Origin of the sequence: Symmachiella macrocystis, assembly GCF_007860075.1 — a bacterium.
GTDB lineage: Bacteria > Planctomycetota > Planctomycetia > Planctomycetales > Planctomycetaceae > Symmachiella > Symmachiella macrocystis.
Window position 1 is genome coordinate 732,006 of sequence record NZ_SJPP01000002.1, and the last position, 16,891, is coordinate 748,896.

General features: G+C 55.3%; 13 protein-coding genes. 4 read left to right on the forward strand and 9 right to left on the reverse strand.

All coding sequences use genetic code 11. From position 1 onward, the window contains the following. Positions 1–480: 480 nt before the first annotated feature. The gene (locus CA54_RS20845) at positions 481–1,575 is read right to left on the reverse strand and encodes a peptidylprolyl isomerase (RefSeq protein ID WP_197532675.1); all 1,095 of its coding nucleotides are present in this window, start codon (positions 1,573–1,575) and stop codon (positions 481–483) included. 173 nt (positions 1,576–1,748) lie between these two features. Continuing rightward, positions 1,749–2,927 (reverse strand): LptF/LptG family permease, encoded by a 1,179-nt coding sequence (locus tag CA54_RS20850; RefSeq protein ID WP_146372913.1) that lies wholly within the window; start codon positions 2,925–2,927, stop codon positions 1,749–1,751. A 274-nt stretch (positions 2,928–3,201) separates the two neighbouring features. On the opposite strand from CA54_RS20850, the gene CA54_RS20855 reads away from it, so the two are divergent. The 3 genes from CA54_RS20855 (at position 3,202) to CA54_RS20865 (ending at position 6,935) form a co-directional block, all read left to right on the forward strand. Continuing rightward, positions 3,202–4,776 carry an exo-alpha-sialidase gene (locus tag CA54_RS20855; protein ID WP_146372914.1) on the forward strand — a complete coding sequence of 525 codons (1,575 nt, stop codon included), beginning with the start codon at positions 3,202–3,204 and terminating at the stop codon, positions 4,774–4,776. 126 nt (positions 4,777–4,902) lie between these two features. Continuing rightward, the gene (locus CA54_RS20860; RefSeq protein WP_146372915.1) at positions 4,903–6,333 is read left to right on the forward strand and encodes a bifunctional 2-methylcitrate dehydratase/aconitate hydratase; all 1,431 of its coding nucleotides are present in this window, start codon (positions 4,903–4,905) and stop codon (positions 6,331–6,333) included. A 182-nt stretch (positions 6,334–6,515) separates the two neighbouring features. After that, positions 6,516–6,935: a hypothetical protein gene (locus CA54_RS20865; protein ID WP_146372916.1), complete on the forward strand. Its 420-nt coding sequence runs from the start codon at positions 6,516–6,518 to the stop codon at positions 6,933–6,935. Positions 6,936–6,957: 22 nt separating this feature from the next. Here the strand turns inward: CA54_RS20865 and rlmN are convergent, their stop codons facing one another. Continuing rightward, the gene (rlmN, locus tag CA54_RS20870; RefSeq protein WP_145376343.1) at positions 6,958–8,019 is read right to left on the reverse strand and encodes a 23S rRNA (adenine(2503)-C(2))-methyltransferase RlmN; all 1,062 of its coding nucleotides are present in this window, start codon (positions 8,017–8,019) and stop codon (positions 6,958–6,960) included. Positions 8,020–8,232: 213 nt separating this feature from the next. Between rlmN and CA54_RS20875 the strand changes: the two genes are divergently transcribed. Then, positions 8,233–11,208 carry a PQQ-dependent sugar dehydrogenase gene (locus CA54_RS20875; protein ID WP_146372917.1) on the forward strand — a complete coding sequence of 992 codons (2,976 nt, stop codon included), beginning with the start codon at positions 8,233–8,235 and terminating at the stop codon, positions 11,206–11,208. Here CA54_RS20875 and CA54_RS20880 read toward each other — a convergent pair. The 6 genes from CA54_RS20880 to CA54_RS20905 all read right to left on the reverse strand — a co-directional run bounded on the left by CA54_RS20880 (position 11,182) and on the right by CA54_RS20905 (position 16,880). Beyond that, positions 11,182–11,889, reverse strand: coding sequence for a hypothetical protein (locus CA54_RS20880; protein WP_146372918.1), 708 nt, complete (start codon positions 11,887–11,889; stop codon positions 11,182–11,184). The two genes, CA54_RS20875 and CA54_RS20880, sit on opposite strands and share 27 nt — an antisense overlap. 257 nt (positions 11,890–12,146) lie before the next feature. After that, positions 12,147–13,493, reverse strand: a complete 1,347-nt coding sequence (gene eno / locus CA54_RS20885) for a phosphopyruvate hydratase (RefSeq protein WP_146372919.1) — start codon at positions 13,491–13,493, stop codon at positions 12,147–12,149. A gap of 66 nt (positions 13,494–13,559) precedes the next feature. After that, positions 13,560–14,531: a tetratricopeptide repeat protein gene (locus CA54_RS20890; protein ID WP_146372920.1), complete on the reverse strand. Its 972-nt coding sequence runs from the start codon at positions 14,529–14,531 to the stop codon at positions 13,560–13,562. Between the two features lie 40 nt (positions 14,532–14,571). Beyond that, entirely contained in the window at positions 14,572–15,627 is a 1,056-nt protein-coding gene (locus CA54_RS20895) for a phosphotransferase family protein (RefSeq protein ID WP_146372921.1), read from the reverse strand. An 8-nt stretch (positions 15,628–15,635) separates the two neighbouring features. Next, the gene (locus CA54_RS29550; protein WP_197532677.1) at positions 15,636–16,073 is read right to left on the reverse strand and encodes a ribosomal protein L7/L12; all 438 of its coding nucleotides are present in this window, start codon (positions 16,071–16,073) and stop codon (positions 15,636–15,638) included. Between the two features lie 105 nt (positions 16,074–16,178). Further along, positions 16,179–16,880 (reverse strand): gamma carbonic anhydrase family protein, encoded by a 702-nt coding sequence (locus CA54_RS20905; protein ID WP_231963147.1) that lies wholly within the window; start codon positions 16,878–16,880, stop codon positions 16,179–16,181. Positions 16,881–16,891 lie beyond the last annotated feature (11 nt).

Genomic DNA, 16,891 nt, shown 5'->3' on the forward strand with positions numbered 1-16,891 from the left:
GGATCAAAATTCCTGCAAATATCGACGATGTGTGTGGAATGAATGGGGGCCGTCGCGGAATGAGTGACGGCACATTAGCTCGAAATGTACGTATCGATTTCACCGACTCGCAGCTGTAATCAACAGGAACGGTTCACAGGCCGATAGCGCGGTTGGACCACGGGACGGACCGAGGAAGTTCCTTGATTCAGGGCGGCTGGGATCGTGCTTTTGGGGGAAATGTTGAGAGACAGGGGCGGGACTATAGAGAGATTTTTTTGATCTGTCGAGACGAACCGGCGACAGGTTGGAGGCGAGAGACTGATTTTTTCCAGGAAGTCATTTTGGGATGTGCGAGACGTATTCGCCTACCGGGGAATACGCAAAAATGCCGCCGCAAAAACAAAATTTTGCGGCGGCATCTCAAATACTTTAACGACATTCAGCAAAAAAGAATGCCCGTTATGCGTGGTCAGTCGCATCGAAATGCAACGGAAGTTGCTATTTATTGGTTTTGGGTTTGTAGGGGTGTTCGCGTTTCCGCAGGACTTTGGCGGACTTGATCTTGTCCCCTTGTTCCATGCCGGCATTCACATCGATGCCTTCGATGATGCGGCCGAAGACGGTGTGCTTTCCATTGAGATGGGCGGTTGGCAAGTGGGTGAGGAAGAACTGCGAGCCGCCGGTATTGCGTCCGGCGTGCGCCATGCTCAAGCTGCCTTGGAAATGCTGACGGGCTTCGGGAACGTAGCACTCGCAGTCGATCGTGTAACCGGGACCGCCTTGTCCGTCATTGCCGGGATTCTCATCCAAGGTATTGGGGTCGCCGCCTTGGGTCATGAAATTTGGAATAATACGGTGGAAGGCGATTCCGTCGTAATACCCTTTTTGGACCAAGTCGATGAAGTTGGCGACGGCGTTGGGAGCTTCGTTTTCGAATAACTCGATGACGATGCGGCCTTTGTCGGTGACGAATTCAACGCGGGGCAGGTCATCGGCTTTTTTCTCAGCGGCGCGAATTTTTTGTTCGGCCTCCCACAGTTCCTGGTACTCATCGCACTCCGCTAGATATCGTCCGCCCAGGTCACGGATGAGTTGATTCTCTTCCTGAGCTTTGGTCAGCAATTCTTTGGCGCGCTTGTAGTTGTTGATCGCGAAGTGTGAAACACCACCGATATTGAGGATCAGCGCATCGGACTTGTCGGCTTTCAGAGCCGCATCGGCGACGTCAGCCGCTTGTTGATAATGGTTCGTCTGGAAGTACTCGATCAACAATAAGTTCACCGCCTCCTCGTTACCGGGATCTTTTTTGAGCACTTCCGGCGCTAGGGCAACAAGCTTTTCGGAAAGGGCTCGGTCTTCTTCGCCCAGTTTTTCATATTCCTGCTTAATCTCTTCTTTTCTCGCTAGGTCCGCCTTTTGGAATTCTTTGATCAAGACTTGCGAGCGGGCCACGATGTCTTTTTTGCGTTTCGTGAGTTTATCCCACGATTTTAGATCGACAGCTTGATCCTCTTGGGCAAAGACAGGCGACTGAGTAGCCATAAACGTGATTGCCAACAGGGCGAAGAGGTAACGATAGGGGCGGGATTTCATGGGGGGCTCCGATGGATCTAAATGGCGAATACGGCGAACGCATTCGGGGAATGTCGACCAACATTCTAAGGCCGCTGCCACGATTAGGGAAGCGACTGCACACCGCGTGTTGGGATGTATGCCGACGTTTCAGGCCCCCACGAAGCGGGGCAAACGGGGCAAAATCAGCGGATTTAGTGCTGCAGCACCTTTCGGAGCATGAAGATGCCGGCGACAAATAGGCCGGCGTTACCCGCCCACATGCCCCACAACGGATTGACAGTGCCGGTTTTGGAAAGATTGATCATCAGCATCACGACCGGGTAATAGAAGAGCAGCACCGGCATGAAACAGACAAAAAAGTTCGTCAAGAACTGGCTGCGGCCGTGATAGATGGAAAATGAACTTCCCAGCAACACGAAGAAAAAGCAACTGGCCGCCAAGGCGTAGCGGGAGTGGATTTCGGTGCGTAGTTTTCCAGCGCGGCGTTGGGCATAGACGTTTTCCCATTGGCCGGGGACAAAGGGCTGTACATCCAGAGCTTCAAAATTTCCATGCGTGAGTGAGAACGCAGTTTGAATGATCCGGCGGTGTTCCTCCGCATCTCGTTTGGTCGTGGTGATATCAATTTCGTCATAGATCCGCGAGATGGAGATGTCACGGGGGTGCATTTCGGAGATGTCGCGGGGCAGCGGAAAGGATTTATCTTCCTGGACAAACCGGACTCCGGCATTACCGGGCGTATTGACGGTTCCATTCCACAGCCGCAGGCGAATCTCATTTTTTTCCGTATCAAAACCCAACTTGGCAGATTCAGCTTCAATATGGATTGCTTCTCCCGAGCCACGCTTGAAGTGAATTCGTGGTCCGACGAGAGTCCGACCGTCGACATCCAACACGTTGATGGCGATGCCCATTTTGTCTTCGACAAATTTGTGTTTTGCGCGGAGGATGTCGAGGAAGATGTCTTCCATCCCGGTGGCGACAATTTGCTTGGTGCGGCCTTTGGCCCAGGGAATGAACTGATCCGTGAGAATGAACGTTCCCAGACTGAGGGCGAGGCCGATGATGATTGACGGCATGATAATCGACATCACGTTGATGCCGGCTGCCTTGATGGCGGTGATTTCTTGGTCCCCCGACATGCGGCCGTAAACCACGGTGACTGTCAGCAACAATGTTGCTGGAATGGTAAACGGCATCAGACTGGGAACAATGTAGGGCAGGATCTGCAGAATCAATTTTGGCCCCAGCCCATTGCGCGTGGCTTCGCCGATCACGCCGACGAAAGTCAACATGAGCGTCAAACCAGTTAGAGCGATCGCGAAAACTCGCAACAACTCAAACAGCACATAACGTTGTAACAAACGCATAGTAAATGGGGGGCCGAATCCTGCTTTTGAGATAGCCCGGTGGGACCGGTAGCTGAACAGTGCTGGAGGTATCGGAGAAAGCCTGAAAAACGTCAAGGCCAATTAAAAAAGGAAGTGGGAATCACCGCGACAATTCCGGGCCTCCTCATTGAGTCGGGGAGTCGGTTTGGGGCATAATAGAATCCCGCACGCGCGTGGGATGGAATTGAGTTCCTAAAACCGCGCACGAGGCCGACATTAAGAATCCCCGAATTCAACGACTTGGAATGCCAACATGATTTTGCGATTGTTTGCCGTCACTGTAATGTGCGTTGCCGCACTCGATACAGCCACGTTTGCCGCGGACCCGAAACTGGGCGAGCCGATGGGGCCTGTGGATCTACTGACCCACGATGGCCGAAAAATGACGATGCGCAACTACGACGAACGGCCGGCGACGGCAGTGTTGTTTTTGTCGCCGCGGTGCCCCGTGACGGAAAAAGCGATCAACGAAATTGCAGCGCTGCACCAAGAATACCGCCGCAAGAACGTGCTGTTTGTGGGTATTGTCCCCGATCCGGAAGTGACGAACGCCGAATTGGCAGATTTCATCCAAAAGCGGGGAGTAATTTTTCCGCTGTATCGCGATCCGCAAGGAAAGATCGTGAAACAATTCGGAGCCAGCGTGACTCCAGAGGTGTTTATGTTGGATGGAGAGTCGAAGCTGATTTATCACGGCGGATTGGCCGATGCTGCCGGACACGACGCGCTGGAGAGTAGAATTCGCGACGTGTTGGCGAAAAAGGAGATCACACCCAAATCGGACAAGGCGTTAGGCTCTGCGATTGGTGCGAAATTGTCGCCGATTAAACGCGACAATCCGTACGGGCAATTGTCGTTCTCGTCTGAATTGGTGTTTGAGAAGATTCCACAAGCGGCGGTGCACCATTGTTCGGTGATTGAACAGGCGCCCAATGGGGATTTGTTGTGCGTCTGGTACGGCGGCAATTATGAATCCGGGGACGACCAAATGATTTTTCTAGCCCGCCGCAAAAAAGGTTCGCGGACTTGGAGCGAGCCGGAAGTGTTGATCGAAGATGCACTGCTGCCGCCGGGCAACGCGATTATTTTTGTCGATGGTCGCAAACGGCTGCAAATGGTCTGGTGCCGAATGGAACCGACGCGTCCGATTCGACGTGGTGGGGGGTGGGATCGCTGCCGGTTGATGCTCCGCACTTCCGAAGATAGTGGGCGAACCTGGTCCAAGGATCGCGAGATGTTTGACGAAGATCTGTGGGCCGTGCCCCGCAATCGTCCACTGACGCTGCGGGACGGCACGATTGTTTTGCCGGTGGAGGCGGTTGTGGATGGACGGGACGGATCGACATTTTTGATCAGCCGCGACGACGGGGATTCGTGGAAAATTGGCGGATTCACCACTGGCGGAAGCCAACCGGCGTTGGCGGAGCGCGAAGATGGTTCGCTGGTGGCATTGATGCGCAAGTACCCGCAAATCACGGAAATTATCTCGCAGGACCAAGGAGAGACCTGGAGCGAGGCAAAGCCAACCACGCTGAACAATCCCGATTCGGGAATCTCAATGATTCCCATGGCCAACGGGCATTGGGTGATTGTGTACAACGACTCGAAAAACAGCCGGACCCCACTGAGCATCGCCCGTTCGACCGACGAAGGGCGGACCTGGGAAGCGCCGCTGAAATTGGAGGCGAACCCGGGTGAGTATTCCTATCCGTCGCTGTTGCAAACAGCCGATGGGAAGATTCATGTGACGTATACTTTTCGGCGATATGGTATCAAGCATGTCGAGCTGAATGAGGATTGGTTGGTGCACATGGAACGTCCGAACTGAGCAAGCTTCCGCTCGGTGGGCTTAGGCCACTCCTGTTAGTCGCTGCGTTTGCCGAGAGCGGGTCCCGGGAGGGCGAAGCTCCCGATTAGCGGCTGGAGAGTTTGGGATAGATTTCAGTAGGAAAACATGAGCGACAAAATTCAGGTGACGGAACAGGTTCCCGACCAGTTGCTGGTTGAGATTGCGGAATACGCGGCGGATGCATCGATTGAAAGTGAGCTGGCCTATGACACCGCGCGGTGGTGTTTGATGGACAGCTTGGGGTGCGGGCTGTTGGCGTTGAATTATCCGGCGTGCGAGAAGATGCTGGGGCCGGTTGTGCCGGGAGCGGAGATGGCCGGTGGGGCGCGGGTCTTGGGGACGGCCTATGAATTGGATCCGGTGGCGGCGGCGTTTAATAACGGGTGTTTGATTCGCTGGTTGGATTTTAATGACACGTGGCTGGCGGCGGAGTGGGGGCATCCTTCAGACAATTTGGGGGCGATCTTGGCCTGCGCGGATTATTTGAATCGTGCGGGGAAGCAAAAGTTGACGGTACGCGACATCTTGACGGCGATGATCAAGGCGCATGAGATTCAAGGAGTGCTGGCGCTGACGAACTCGTTCAACCGTGTGGGATTGGATCACGTTCTATTGGTCCGCGTCGCCAGTACGGCTGTTGCGGCGAAGATGTTGGGGGCAACCAAACAACAAATCATCAATGCCGTGTCGCACGCCTGGATCGATGGAGGAGCATTGCGGACGTATCGGCATGCCCCGAATACTGGTTCGCGCAAAAGTTGGGCCGCCGGCGATGCGACCAGTCGGGCGGTGCGGTTGGCATTGATTTCCCTAACCGGTGAAATGGGGTATGCCACGGCGCTCTCGGCCCCGACATGGGGGTTTCAAGATGTGTTGTTCAAGGGCGCACAGATTGAACTTTCGCAGCCGTTGGGAAGTTACGTAATGGAGAACGTGTTGTTCAAAATCTCATTTCCAGCGGAGTTTCACGCGCAGACGGCGGTTGAAGCGGCGGTCACATTGTATCCGCAGGTCAAAGATCGTTTGGATGAGATTGAGCGGATCCGCATCGAGACGCACGAATCGGCGGTGCGGATTATCGATAAGACCGGCCCGCTGAATAATCCGGCGGATCGCGACCACTGTTTGCAATACATGACAGCGGTACCGTTGATTCGCGGAACGTTGACGGCCGACGATTATGAAGACACGGCCGCAGTCGATCCACGGATTGATCAGTTGCGGGAGCGGATGGAAGTCGTCGAGGTCCCGGCGTATTCGCACGATTATCTCGATTCCCAGAAACGGTCGATCGCCAATGCGGTACAGGTGTTTTTCACCGATGGTACGTCGACTGAGCGTGTGGAAGTTGAGTACCCCATCGGGCATCGCCGACGTCGTGATGAAGGGATGCCGCTATTGGAGCAAAAGTTCCAAGATAACATGGCGACACAATTCGACAGCACACGCTGCGCATCAGTGCTGGCGGCGTTTGCCGAGCCGTCGAAGTTGGATGCCTTGCCGGCGGATCAATTCATGGAATTGTTTGTGGTCTGAACAAGAACGCGGATTTCATAAGAACGCTCTTTTCCCCTGCGGAGAATTCGCGTAGACTCCCGCCCCTCTCACATCCCCCAAAGTCAACACGTCTCTCAAAGTGAGCTCAGGCTGCGCGTAGTCTGACTCGGAGGTCAAGTAACGTGGCAACATTGTTTCCATGCATAAAGCGTTCCGCACAGATGTTATTGGTCTTTATCACCGTGACCGCAATCTGTGGCTGCGAGTCGTTTGATACCACTCCGATCAAACAGATGTTTGCAACAACACCTGAGATCACGCATGAACAAGAAACCGCACACCGCGAACGTTATCAGCATTCCCGTGATCCGGAAGCGCTGCAGTGGCTGCTAGCCAATTGTATCGATAACGGTATGACGCGTGCCGAAGTCGATGGAGCGATTGGGCAGCCGGGTCGCTTTGAACCGAGTGACCGTTTGCTCAAGACCAACAACAACGCCTACCATGCTAGCGACAAAATGTACGCGTATGGGCCGGACAGCAAGAGCCAAACATACTACTTAGTGTTTCGCGAGAATCGGTTAGTCGGATTCGAAGCCAAAGAGTTTGAGCTAGACGAGTTTGCGAGCACAACCTTGTAAGCCGTCCGCCGGAGTCACGGCTTTAGGACTTCAGGTCGACCAGTGCGTTGTCGTTATGCTTGCGGAGTCGTAGTTGTCCGCAAGCGGCATCAATGTCGGCCCCTTTGCGTTTGCGAACGGTGACCGGTACGCCGGCTTCTTGCAGGATTTCCAGAAAACGCTGAATGCGGCGTTCGCTGGGCCTGCGAAAGGAAGACTCAGCGACCGGATTCATGGGAATCAAGTTGACGTGCGCGAATCGCGATTTTAAGAGATTCGCCAACTGCTGCGCGTGCTCCGGCGCATCATTCAGTTTTCCGAGCAAGATGTATTCATACGAGACGCGGCGGCCGACTTTTTCGAAATAGTCATCGGCGGCCCGCAAGACCGCTGCTAATCCGATCCCCTCGTTGACGGGTATGATCTGGCTGCGAAGTTCCTCGTTCGGGGCATGCAACGAGACCGCGAGATTGTAGGCTTTGCCGCACTCGGCGAGACGGCGGATTTTCTCGGGCAGCCCGACTGTTGAAATTGTGATCCGCCGGGCACCGATGCCCATGCCGCCATCGGCCGTGACGTGATCGAGCGCTTGGAGCAGGTTGTCAAGATTGGCAAGCGGCTCGCCAATGCCCATTACCACAATATTGGTGATGCGTTCTTCAGCCGGCAAGAGCTGATCCAAACGGACGATTTGCTCCGTGATTTCTCCGGCGGAGAGATTGCGTGTGAGCCCTAGCATGCCGCTGGCACAAAACACGCAGCCCATCGCGCAGCCAACTTGCGTACTGATACAAATGGTGCGTCGTTTGCCTTCGCGCATCAACACACACTCGACCGTACTGCCATCTTGCATCGCGAGCAGTAGTTTTTCAGTCCCGTCACTGGCGACGTTGTGTGCAGTTATTGTGGAGGAGAAAAACTGAAAACTGTCGGCCAATTGCTCGCGTAATTTCGCGGGCAAATCGCTCATATCGGAGAATGCCATCACCCGCCGCCCAAACGCGCCGTGAAAGATCTGACGGGCACGGTACGGTTTGTGTCCGTGCTCAGTGCACCAATCGGTGAGTTGATCGGGAGTTAAGTCAAACAGCAGTGCGGCGGACATAGCGACGGGGCGCCAATCAGGAAACAGGGCAGGGGATGAATAGGTGACATTGACGATATTAACGTTTTGTGCCCTTGATCACCAGCAATCGTGAAAACAGCGGCGATGATTCGCGTTGAACTTGTGTAGGGGGTTGCTTAAGATCGGATGCACGAGCGTTGATATGATTACGGTCGTGGAAATGACTAGGGTGGCTTCCTCAGAGGAGTATCTATGCGACTATTCGCGCACGTCACTTGCTTGATGATGTCTCTGGTTGCCGGGGGAGGCTGGATCGCGTTGTCGTACGCCGACGATGCCGCGGAAAAGACCCCACCTGCAGAATCGAAACCCTCTGAGCCGGAAAAGCCATTTGGTCTAACAAAGCGGGTGCCCTGGACGACGTCACGCGTTAAAGGTTCGCCCGAGCCTCCACCGCCATACAAGCTGCAGCGCGAGTATCCGCACCTCAAATTCGACCAACCGATCGCGATGGTACCTGAGCCGGACAGCAATCGGATTTTCATTTTCGAGGTTGGCGGGAAATTGCTGACCTTTGAGGATGACCCGGATGTCTCGGATAGCGTTGCGATCTTCGACATGAAGTGGATCGACAAATCGATCGGTGGCAGTGGGTGGGGGCTGACACTGCACCCCAACTATGCGGAGAACGGCTACGCCTATATTTTCTTGAACGTCACCAAGCGGGACGGTCAGGAGTCAGAACACAATTACATCTACCGGATTCAACTAACGAAAACCAACCCGCCACAATTTGTCCGCGGGTCGGAGACGTTGATCGTGAAATGGGCGACGGCCGGCCATGGCGGGGGCGACTTGGCGTTCGGTCCCGACGGCTACTTGTACATCGGTTCGGGGGATGGAACGAGCGGATCCGACGTCGACAATACGGGGCAAGACCTGAGCGATTTTACGGGAAGCATCTTGCGGATCGACGTCGATCATCCGTCTGAGGGAAAAGAATACAGCATCCCGCCGGACAATCCGTTTCTGGATGTCGAAGGGGCAATTCCCGAGGCGTGGACCAACGGGCACCGTCAGGTGTGGCGGATGAGTTTTGATCGCGAGACGGGCAACTTGTGGGTCGGAGAAGTCGGCCAGGATCTGTGGGAAATGATTCACCTGATTCGTCGCGGCGGGAATTATGGCTGGAGCATCTACGAAGGTTCGCACCCGTTCATGTTGGAACGCGAAATGGGGCCGGGCAAATTGTACAAGCCGATCGTCGAGCATCCGCACTCGGAAAGCCGTTCGATCACCGGCGGGTACGTTTATCGCGCGAAGAAACGGCCGGAATTTTACGGTATGTATATTTATTGCGATTACGAAACGGGCATCGTCTGGGGATTTCGTTATGAGGACGAACAGGTCAAAGACCACCAGCGGCTGTCCGACTCGACGTATAAAGTCGCGACGTTTGGCCATGATCATGATCGCGAAATGTACTTGGTTGCATTGAGCGGTGAAATCTTTTCCTTGGTGCCGAGCGGCGCGCCGGCGCATGCTGCGGAGAAGTTTCCACGAAAACTAAGTGAGACCGGTCTGTTTAAATCAGTCTCCGAGCAGATTCCGGCGGCTGGAGTGTTGCCTTATTCGGTCAATGCACCGGCATGGGTTGATGGGGCGCACGTCCAGCGATTTGTAGGAGTCCCGGGGGAGGAACAGATTACGTACGGAGGGCAACGCGGTTGGGAATTTCCCGACCACACCGTGGCGGCGCAGACGTTGTCACTGGAGATGGAAGCGGGGAATCCAGCGAGCCGGCGTCCGATCGAAACGCGGTTGCTGACGCGGCAAGAGGGGGAATGGATGGCGTATACCTATATGTGGAACGATGCCGGGGACGACGCCGATTTGGTTGGTCGCGACGGCATGGATCGCAAATTCCAAATTCGTGACGCGGCGGAACCGACGGGAGTGCGACAGCAGACGTGGCGGTACGCGGCCCGCACGGAGTGTATGGGTTGCCATTCCCGCGCCGCCAAGTGGGTCCTGGGGCTGAACACGTTACAAATGAATCGGGACTACGACTTTGGCGGAGTCACCGATAATCAAATCCGCGCGTGGGACCATATCGGCATGTTTAAGGAATCGCCGAAAAAGTCGATTGGGGAGTTGCCCAAGCTTTCAAATCCATATGACGAATCAGCCGAGTTGAACGCCCGTGCGCGATCTTATTTGCACGCCAACTGTTCGCACTGTCATGTTTCGGACGGCGGTGGCAATGCGAAGATGGAATTGGAGTTCACCAGCGATGAAAAAAAGACGAACATTTTTAACATCCCGCCGAACCATGGAAACTTCAGCATCAATAAGGGCCTGTTGATTGCCAAAGGGGCTCCTGAGCGGTCGGTGATTTTGTATCGCTTGTCGAAACTGGGGCAGGGGCGGATGCCGGTTTTGGGGTCGGCGGTCGTGGATGAAGACGCACTGAAGTTGTTTCGGGAATGGGTGGCCAAATTGCCTGCTGAAGGAGATACAACGACCGCTGCCGAGGTCGCCCAGCCTGAAGATTTGAACAGCGATGTAGCCGCTAAACGGACCGCGGCAATCAAAAAGCTACTCGATAACGTCAGTGGGGCAATGGTGGCGGTGAGCCTGGTCGATCAGGAGCCACCCGCTTCGCCGCTACGCGGGGAGATCATCGCCGCCGGTTCCGCTCACACGAATCCGCTGGTGCGGGATTTGTTCGAACGGTTTGTCCCGGAGGAACAGCGGGTGCGTCGTCTGGGGCCGTTGGTTCGTCCGGAGCAAATCCTGGCCCTGACAGGCGATGCCGCACGGGGGCGGGAGTTGTTTTTCAAAGCGGCCGGTGTGCAGTGTCGCGACTGTCACAAAATCGGTGACAAAGGCCGCGAATTGGGGCCGGAGTTGACGCATGTGGCGAAGGACAAAGACAAGATGAAAATCTTGGATACGATTCTCAATCCGTCGAAGGAGATCCACAAGGATTACGTGAGCTATATCGTCGAAACCAAACGGGGGCAGGTGCATGCCGGATTGTTGGTGGAAAAAACCGAGGACGAAGTGGTGCTCAAGGACAATCAACACGAGTTGATTCGCATTGCCCGCGCGGACATCGAGATTCTGCAGCCGCAAGATAAGTCGCTCATGCCCGAGATGCTGCTGCGAGAGATGACGGCCGAACAGGCGGCGGACCTGTTACAGTTTCTGGTCGAGTTGAAATGACGTTTGCGTCAGCGACGGAAAACGCGGCGTGGCCTGTGGGGAGGATTGTTGCGCCTGTTGGCAGGGAATAAATCCTCGCAGGCGGCCCTGCTGATAGACCCGTTTCACAAATTCGTCCAACTGCGGTTCGCGACTCGACGTGTTGGCGGTGGCCTGTTGGTTGACCATCACGTTCAGGTGTGCATCGGCGGCGGGGAGTTGACCGGCTGCGGTTTCGCCCCGGTTGGAGAGTTGGATCAACAATTGGTCCAATTCGACCTTGGGAATGTCCATCACCCACAGTTCGTCGTTACAAATCCCACCGGCGAGCGGACTGGCCCCTGACACGTGGGGCATTTCATCATCCGGGGCGAGGCTCGACAGCCGCAATTTGACCTGGGCCATCTCCGGCACTTCGTCGGGGTGTGGGTATTGAATCGAGAGTTGCGCCGATTTCCAGACCGAGTCTTCCACATCCGTTGATTGGTCGGTGCTGTACGCCACGGGGGTGATTTCGCTTTCCCCCGTAAGCAAATTGCGGCAGCAGCCAGCGACATCATAGGAGATGGTGGCGTGCTCGTAGGAGGTCATGCTGTTGTCGACGTTGCGTCCCGTCAAGCGGCAACCGCACACGAAGAGACAGACCATCAGACAGAGGGTGCTGCGCAGAACAGGTTGGATTGCAGTCCGTTGCAATTTCATAAGTTACTTATGCGACGAGCGAAACACCGTCGCCGCATCTTGTTTAGAAAGGAAGACTGTTCATCAAGGTTTAGGCAAACCGCGTTACTACATATCGATCCATCGTAAAACCCGCCGAAGCGGTCGGTTTGCTACTAGTAAATTTATCGACAAAACTGTTCAATGCATCCATTTAAGACGCATGTCGCGGCGGGAAAATTTCATTTCAAACGCCTGTTGGGCACGATTATATGGCGAGTTCCATCTTGATTCGTGTTTTATGATTTCAGCGCCAAGAAAATCCGGCCTCCCTGGTAAGCATCGGACCCGACTTGCTCTTCTAGCCGCAAGAGTTGGTTGTATTTCACCAGCCGTTCGCTGCGGGCGATGGAACCTATCTTAATTTGCCCCGCAGCGGTTGCGACGGCCAGGTCGGCGATGGTGTGGTCTTCGGTTTCGCCGCTGCGAGCGGAGACGACCGGCCAGAAGCCGTTTTGCAGCGCGAGTCGGAGCGTCTCAAAAGTCTCCCACACAGTGCCGATTTGATTGACCTTAATCAGCACGCTGTTTCCGGCGGAGAGTTCTAGCCCTTTTTCTAATCGCCGGCGGTTGGTGACAAACAAGTCGTCGCCAATCAGTTGCGCACGATCTCCCAGTCGCCGCGTCAATTCCTGCCAGCCCTCCCAGTCATCTTCTGCTAAACCATCTTCGATACTGACAATCGGATAGGCACTGACCCATTTTTCTAACAAGTCGATCACGTCCCCGGAGTTGAGACGTTCATCGCCGGTTGCAGCGAGACGATAGTGCGTGCCATCAAAAAAGTGCGAGGAGGCAACGTCGAGTCCGATGGCGACATCAGTGCCCGGTTTCCGTCCACAGGCTTCGATCGCTTCGATCACGAGTTCGACCGCTTGGACGTTGGATGTCAACTTGGGACCGTATCCCCCTTCGTCACCAACCAGGACGCCTTCGTATCCCTTTTCGGTGAGCAGTCGCCCTAGCCGGTGGTAGATGGTGATGATCCATTCCAATGCTTCACGGTAAGACGTGGCGCCGACGGGGAGGATCAAGTAGTCCTGGAAATCCAAATTGCGTCCCGCGTGGAGCCCGCCGGAGATCATGTTCACCATCGGCAGCGGCATCAATGGTTGCTGTCCTAGAGCAGCTGTCGGTGACGGCAACTGACCGAGATCGGCGGCGGCTGTCTGCCACAGTTGGGCGAAATGTTTCCAGAGAGGAAGTTGCTGAGCCTCGGCAGCGGCATGGGCGGCGGCGAGGGAGACGCCCAAGATGGCGTTAGCGCCAAGTCGCGATTTGTTTTCGGTCCCGTCCAGGTCGCACAGAGCGCGATCGATCGATTGTTGATCAGCGGCATCCATGCCGGTTAAGGCAGCGGCGATATCGTGATTCACATGGCCGACCGCTTGCAACACGCCGTTGCCACCGAAACGATTCGGGTCGCCATCGCGCAGTTCACAAGCTTCGAAGCGGCCCGTACTAGCGCCACTGGGAACAATCGCCCGCCCCGCACGACTGCCGGCACAACGGATTTCAACTTCGACGGTCGGTTTCCCGCGACTGTCGAAGACTTCGCGGGCGTGGATCTGTTCGATTTTAGACATGGGCGGGGGGCTTGAGGCTTGAGGGGACAGGCTTGAGGTTGATATGTATTCTGGCGGGACGTGTGTTTAAATTGGCGGTGGTTGCATTGTTCGCGGCTTCCCGTACATCTCTGCCGCCACCTCGCGTTGCCACACATAAAAATTGTGTCGATCGAATCCGTTGCGCTCCTGAAACGAAATCGTCTCATTTGTCATGAGATCGCCGTAAGTTTGCATTAAGGTCATTGCGGGGATGAATGCCCTGTTATCGAGATAACAATCAATCGCGTCTCGGAGAACGAGATATTGATCGTTTTCCTTTTCACCTCCGAATTTAAAAGTCAATTTCGAACGGTTGCCCCAAATTGGGTCGTTCTCCAATTCTTGCGGACACTCCTTTTGCTGTGATAGCCACGCCACCAGTGGAGCGTGGTGACCACCAAAGCAAACCGTCGAAATAATCGCTTGAACTGCCGCCTTGATCGCTAAGTCGATTTGTCCGAGTCGTCGGTATTGTGTGCTCAGCAACGCCTGTGCATCGCGATATTCTGGTAATACTGAAACGGCCGTTTCCAAGCACTCAATCGCGTCTTCGACATTTTGCGATTTGAGGCGCATGCGCGCAGTTTTTAAACAAGCAGCTGGCGAACGAGGGTCTTCCTCGATATCGGGCGGTTCAATGTATTCGCCTTCATCAGCGCCCTGGTCATCGATGGCCGTCAGAAACGTATCCAGGGAGGAGAAATGAGGTTGGACCGACCATTCGTCGTGATATGTTTCAGCGACAATGGGGGGGTGATCCTCAAATCCAATTGGCCAATAGAAACCAAAGCTATCTCCGTTCCCGAGTTCATGTTCCTGGATTGGTAAAAAACCAAGCGGAGGATACAAAACGTCGATATCGCACGGAGACAATGTAATGTAATCCATGGGAGAGGGAAGTTTCACGGCGAGTTTTCTCCGTTGAGCACTGCGATATTCTGACGGCTGGCTTCCTACTGACGGACGTCGTTCACGCTTTTCATACCTAACTACATCGAAAGCTGCGCTGCGACGCATCCTACGTTGGGGTTTACCGTAACGGTGGGGGTGGGGGGCTTCAAGGTTGTTTGGTGCGTGTGCGTAGGTCTTGGATGGTCTGGTCCCAGGTTTCGGGGGGATTGAGGAGCAATTGGCGGCTGAAATTGCGGACGATGTTTTTTTGCCGTTCGTCGGGCAGGTAGTTGACCGGGCTGGTGGCGTCGATTCTGGACCACATGCAACTGCCCAGGTGAGCGAATGTGCGGCGGCGGAGTTCGTGCGGTGCGAATGCGGTTGCTTTCAGCGGTTGGATTCCGGCGAGATATGTTTTCCAAAATTCGTGGGTCAAGTCAGCATAATCATCGAAATGATCCGCATGTAACACGGTTTTGAGTAGTAAATGGCTGAGGAAGAATCCCAGGTCAAAAGCGGGATCGCCGCGATGCCCCGTTTCGAAGTCGACGAGCGCTATGCCGGTCGGCGTGATCAAAATGTTTTTCGGACTGAAATCGCCCAGCACCAGACAGATCGGCGTGGCGGCCATTTCGTCGATCATGGATTCGATCGCAGGACGCACGTCGGCGAATTTGTTTGCCAAATGCCGGTAAAACGGATCGACTCTTAACTCGTCGAACACGGTTTGATCGCGCAGCATCTCCGTCAGTTCTCCGCGCAGCGAGGTTTCGCGGTGAATCGAGGCCAAGTAGGTGCCGAGTTTCGCAGCGACTGGGGGGTCGACTTGTCCGTCGAGTAACTGCTGTTTCCAGACAGCGTGGTTCGCATCAATGGCTTGCATGGCAAACCAGAAATTGTCGCGATCCTCCAACACAATTTGCGGGACGATGCCGGTCGGCAACAGGCGGTCCAAGATTCGCATCACATCGGCTTCGCGGTGAATCCGGTCCATGCGGCTGAACCAGGGGACGTCGGTGCGCAATTGCGGACGGGACTGTTTGATCACCCAATCGTCGCCGGAAGGGCGATTGACGCGCATCACAATATTCGAGACCCCGCCAGATAATTCTGTGGCCGTCGCAGATTCCTGGGGGGCCAGGTGTCCGGCTGACTTGAGGTAGGAAACGACGTTCTCGGCGTTGAGGTCGATCATGATTTCGGGAGCAGTGTTGCGAATCATACGGTGGGTTAGGTCAGCAGATAGCCGGCCGTGGCGGTGAGCGTTAGGCCGATGATGAGCAGGCCTAAGCAACCGCCGCTTTTGCCGGCGGCTTCGATGCCGTGTTCGCGGGCCAGGGCATCGACGGCCAATTTGGCATCGCGGAGGCCACCGCCGGCTTGTTCGCGGTACAGTTTGATCGCCTCGATTTTGCGGCCTTCGTGCAGTAGGGCGACGATGTCTTGATCGGTCGTAGAGGACGTTTGCGGGCGGGGCGCGATGGGCGGAGGGGTTTCGCCGCGCAGCATGGCTTCGACAGCGTTTTTAGCTTCGACGAGGCCGCAGCCTGTCTGTTCGCGATACAATTTGATCGCCTCAATTTTATTTCCTTCAGCAACCAACTGGTGCACCCGGTCCTGAATTCGACTGTCGGCGGCGGCTGCGTCGTTGTCGAGAGAAAGCTGCATCCCACAGCTTTCGCATTCCCTGGCCAGTGGCGGATTGGCGTGTTCGCAAATGCTGCATTTTGTCATAAGTAGATTCCGAGTGAGTGGCTGAATTCGAGTCTGAGTTCAAATGCCTTCGCCATTGATAATCGCATCAATATGCGCGCGGCCAAAGCGAGCGAGGTGGATGGCGGTGTTGTTGACGTAATGTTGATAGGTGCGAGCCAGGCGGGCGCGTTGGTTTTCGTCGAGTTCTTTGATTTGACGCGCCGGGCAACCGGCCCAGAGAGTGTGAGGAGGGACTTGCGTGCCTTCCAGCACAACGGCGCCGGCGGCTATCAAGGCGCCTTCGCCGATCACGCAGCGACTGAGGACCTTGGCGCCGATGGCAATCAATGCACCGTCGCCCACGACCGAGGCATGCACGATCGCCATATGGCCCACAGTGACGCGATCGCCCAGGATGCAAGGGTAATCGGGGTCGATGTGCAGCACCGAACCATCCTGGACGTTGGTGTCTTCGCCCAGTTCGATGTATTCGTTGTCGCCGCGGAGCACGCAGTTGTACCAAACAGAACTGCGGGCCTTCATGCGGACGCGTCCCATGACAACCGCACCGGGCGCAATCCAGGCGGTTTCGTCGATGCGAGGGGCGGCGTGCAGTGCATCCCAATGGTAATGCACGTCGGGGAAGGGAATCGGCGGTTCGGGCGGCAAGGGGCCGCTCGGCCAATCGGCATCGCTTTGAGGAGTGGACATAGAATCGAGAATCGTGGTGGATGAGAAGTCGGCGAATGTGTCTGCGACCATTGTGAAGTCGCTCAACATTTTCCGCAATC

Excerpts from the sequence above, each read along its gene's own strand:
- CA54_RS20845 (WP_197532675.1), bottom strand. The coding sequence starts at position 1,575 with ATGAAATCCCGCCCCTATCGTTACCTCTTCGCCCTGTTGGCAATCACG.
- CA54_RS20850 (WP_146372913.1), bottom strand. The coding sequence starts at position 2,927 with ATGCGTTTGTTACAACGTTATGTGCTGTTTGAGTTGTTGCGAGTTTTC.
- CA54_RS20855 (WP_146372914.1), top strand. The coding sequence starts at position 3,202 with ATGATTTTGCGATTGTTTGCCGTCACTGTAATGTGCGTTGCCGCACTC.
- CA54_RS20860 (WP_146372915.1), top strand. The coding sequence starts at position 4,903 with ATGAGCGACAAAATTCAGGTGACGGAACAGGTTCCCGACCAGTTGCTG.
- CA54_RS20865 (WP_146372916.1), top strand. The coding sequence starts at position 6,516 with ATGTTATTGGTCTTTATCACCGTGACCGCAATCTGTGGCTGCGAGTCG.
- rlmN (WP_145376343.1), bottom strand. The coding sequence starts at position 8,019 with ATGTCCGCCGCACTGCTGTTTGACTTAACTCCCGATCAACTCACCGAT.
- CA54_RS20875 (WP_146372917.1), top strand. The coding sequence starts at position 8,233 with ATGCGACTATTCGCGCACGTCACTTGCTTGATGATGTCTCTGGTTGCC.
- CA54_RS20880 (WP_146372918.1), bottom strand. The coding sequence starts at position 11,889 with ATGAAATTGCAACGGACTGCAATCCAACCTGTTCTGCGCAGCACCCTC.
- eno (WP_146372919.1), bottom strand. The coding sequence starts at position 13,493 with ATGTCTAAAATCGAACAGATCCACGCCCGCGAAGTCTTCGACAGTCGC.
- CA54_RS20890 (WP_146372920.1), bottom strand. The coding sequence starts at position 14,531 with ATGCGTCGCAGCGCAGCTTTCGATGTAGTTAGGTATGAAAAGCGTGAA.
- CA54_RS20895 (WP_146372921.1), bottom strand. The coding sequence starts at position 15,627 with ATGATTCGCAACACTGCTCCCGAAATCATGATCGACCTCAACGCCGAG.
- CA54_RS29550 (WP_197532677.1), bottom strand. The coding sequence starts at position 16,073 with ATGCAGCTTTCTCTCGACAACGACGCAGCCGCCGCCGACAGTCGAATT.
- CA54_RS20905 (WP_231963147.1), bottom strand. The coding sequence starts at position 16,880 with ATGTTGAGCGACTTCACAATGGTCGCAGACACATTCGCCGACTTCTCA.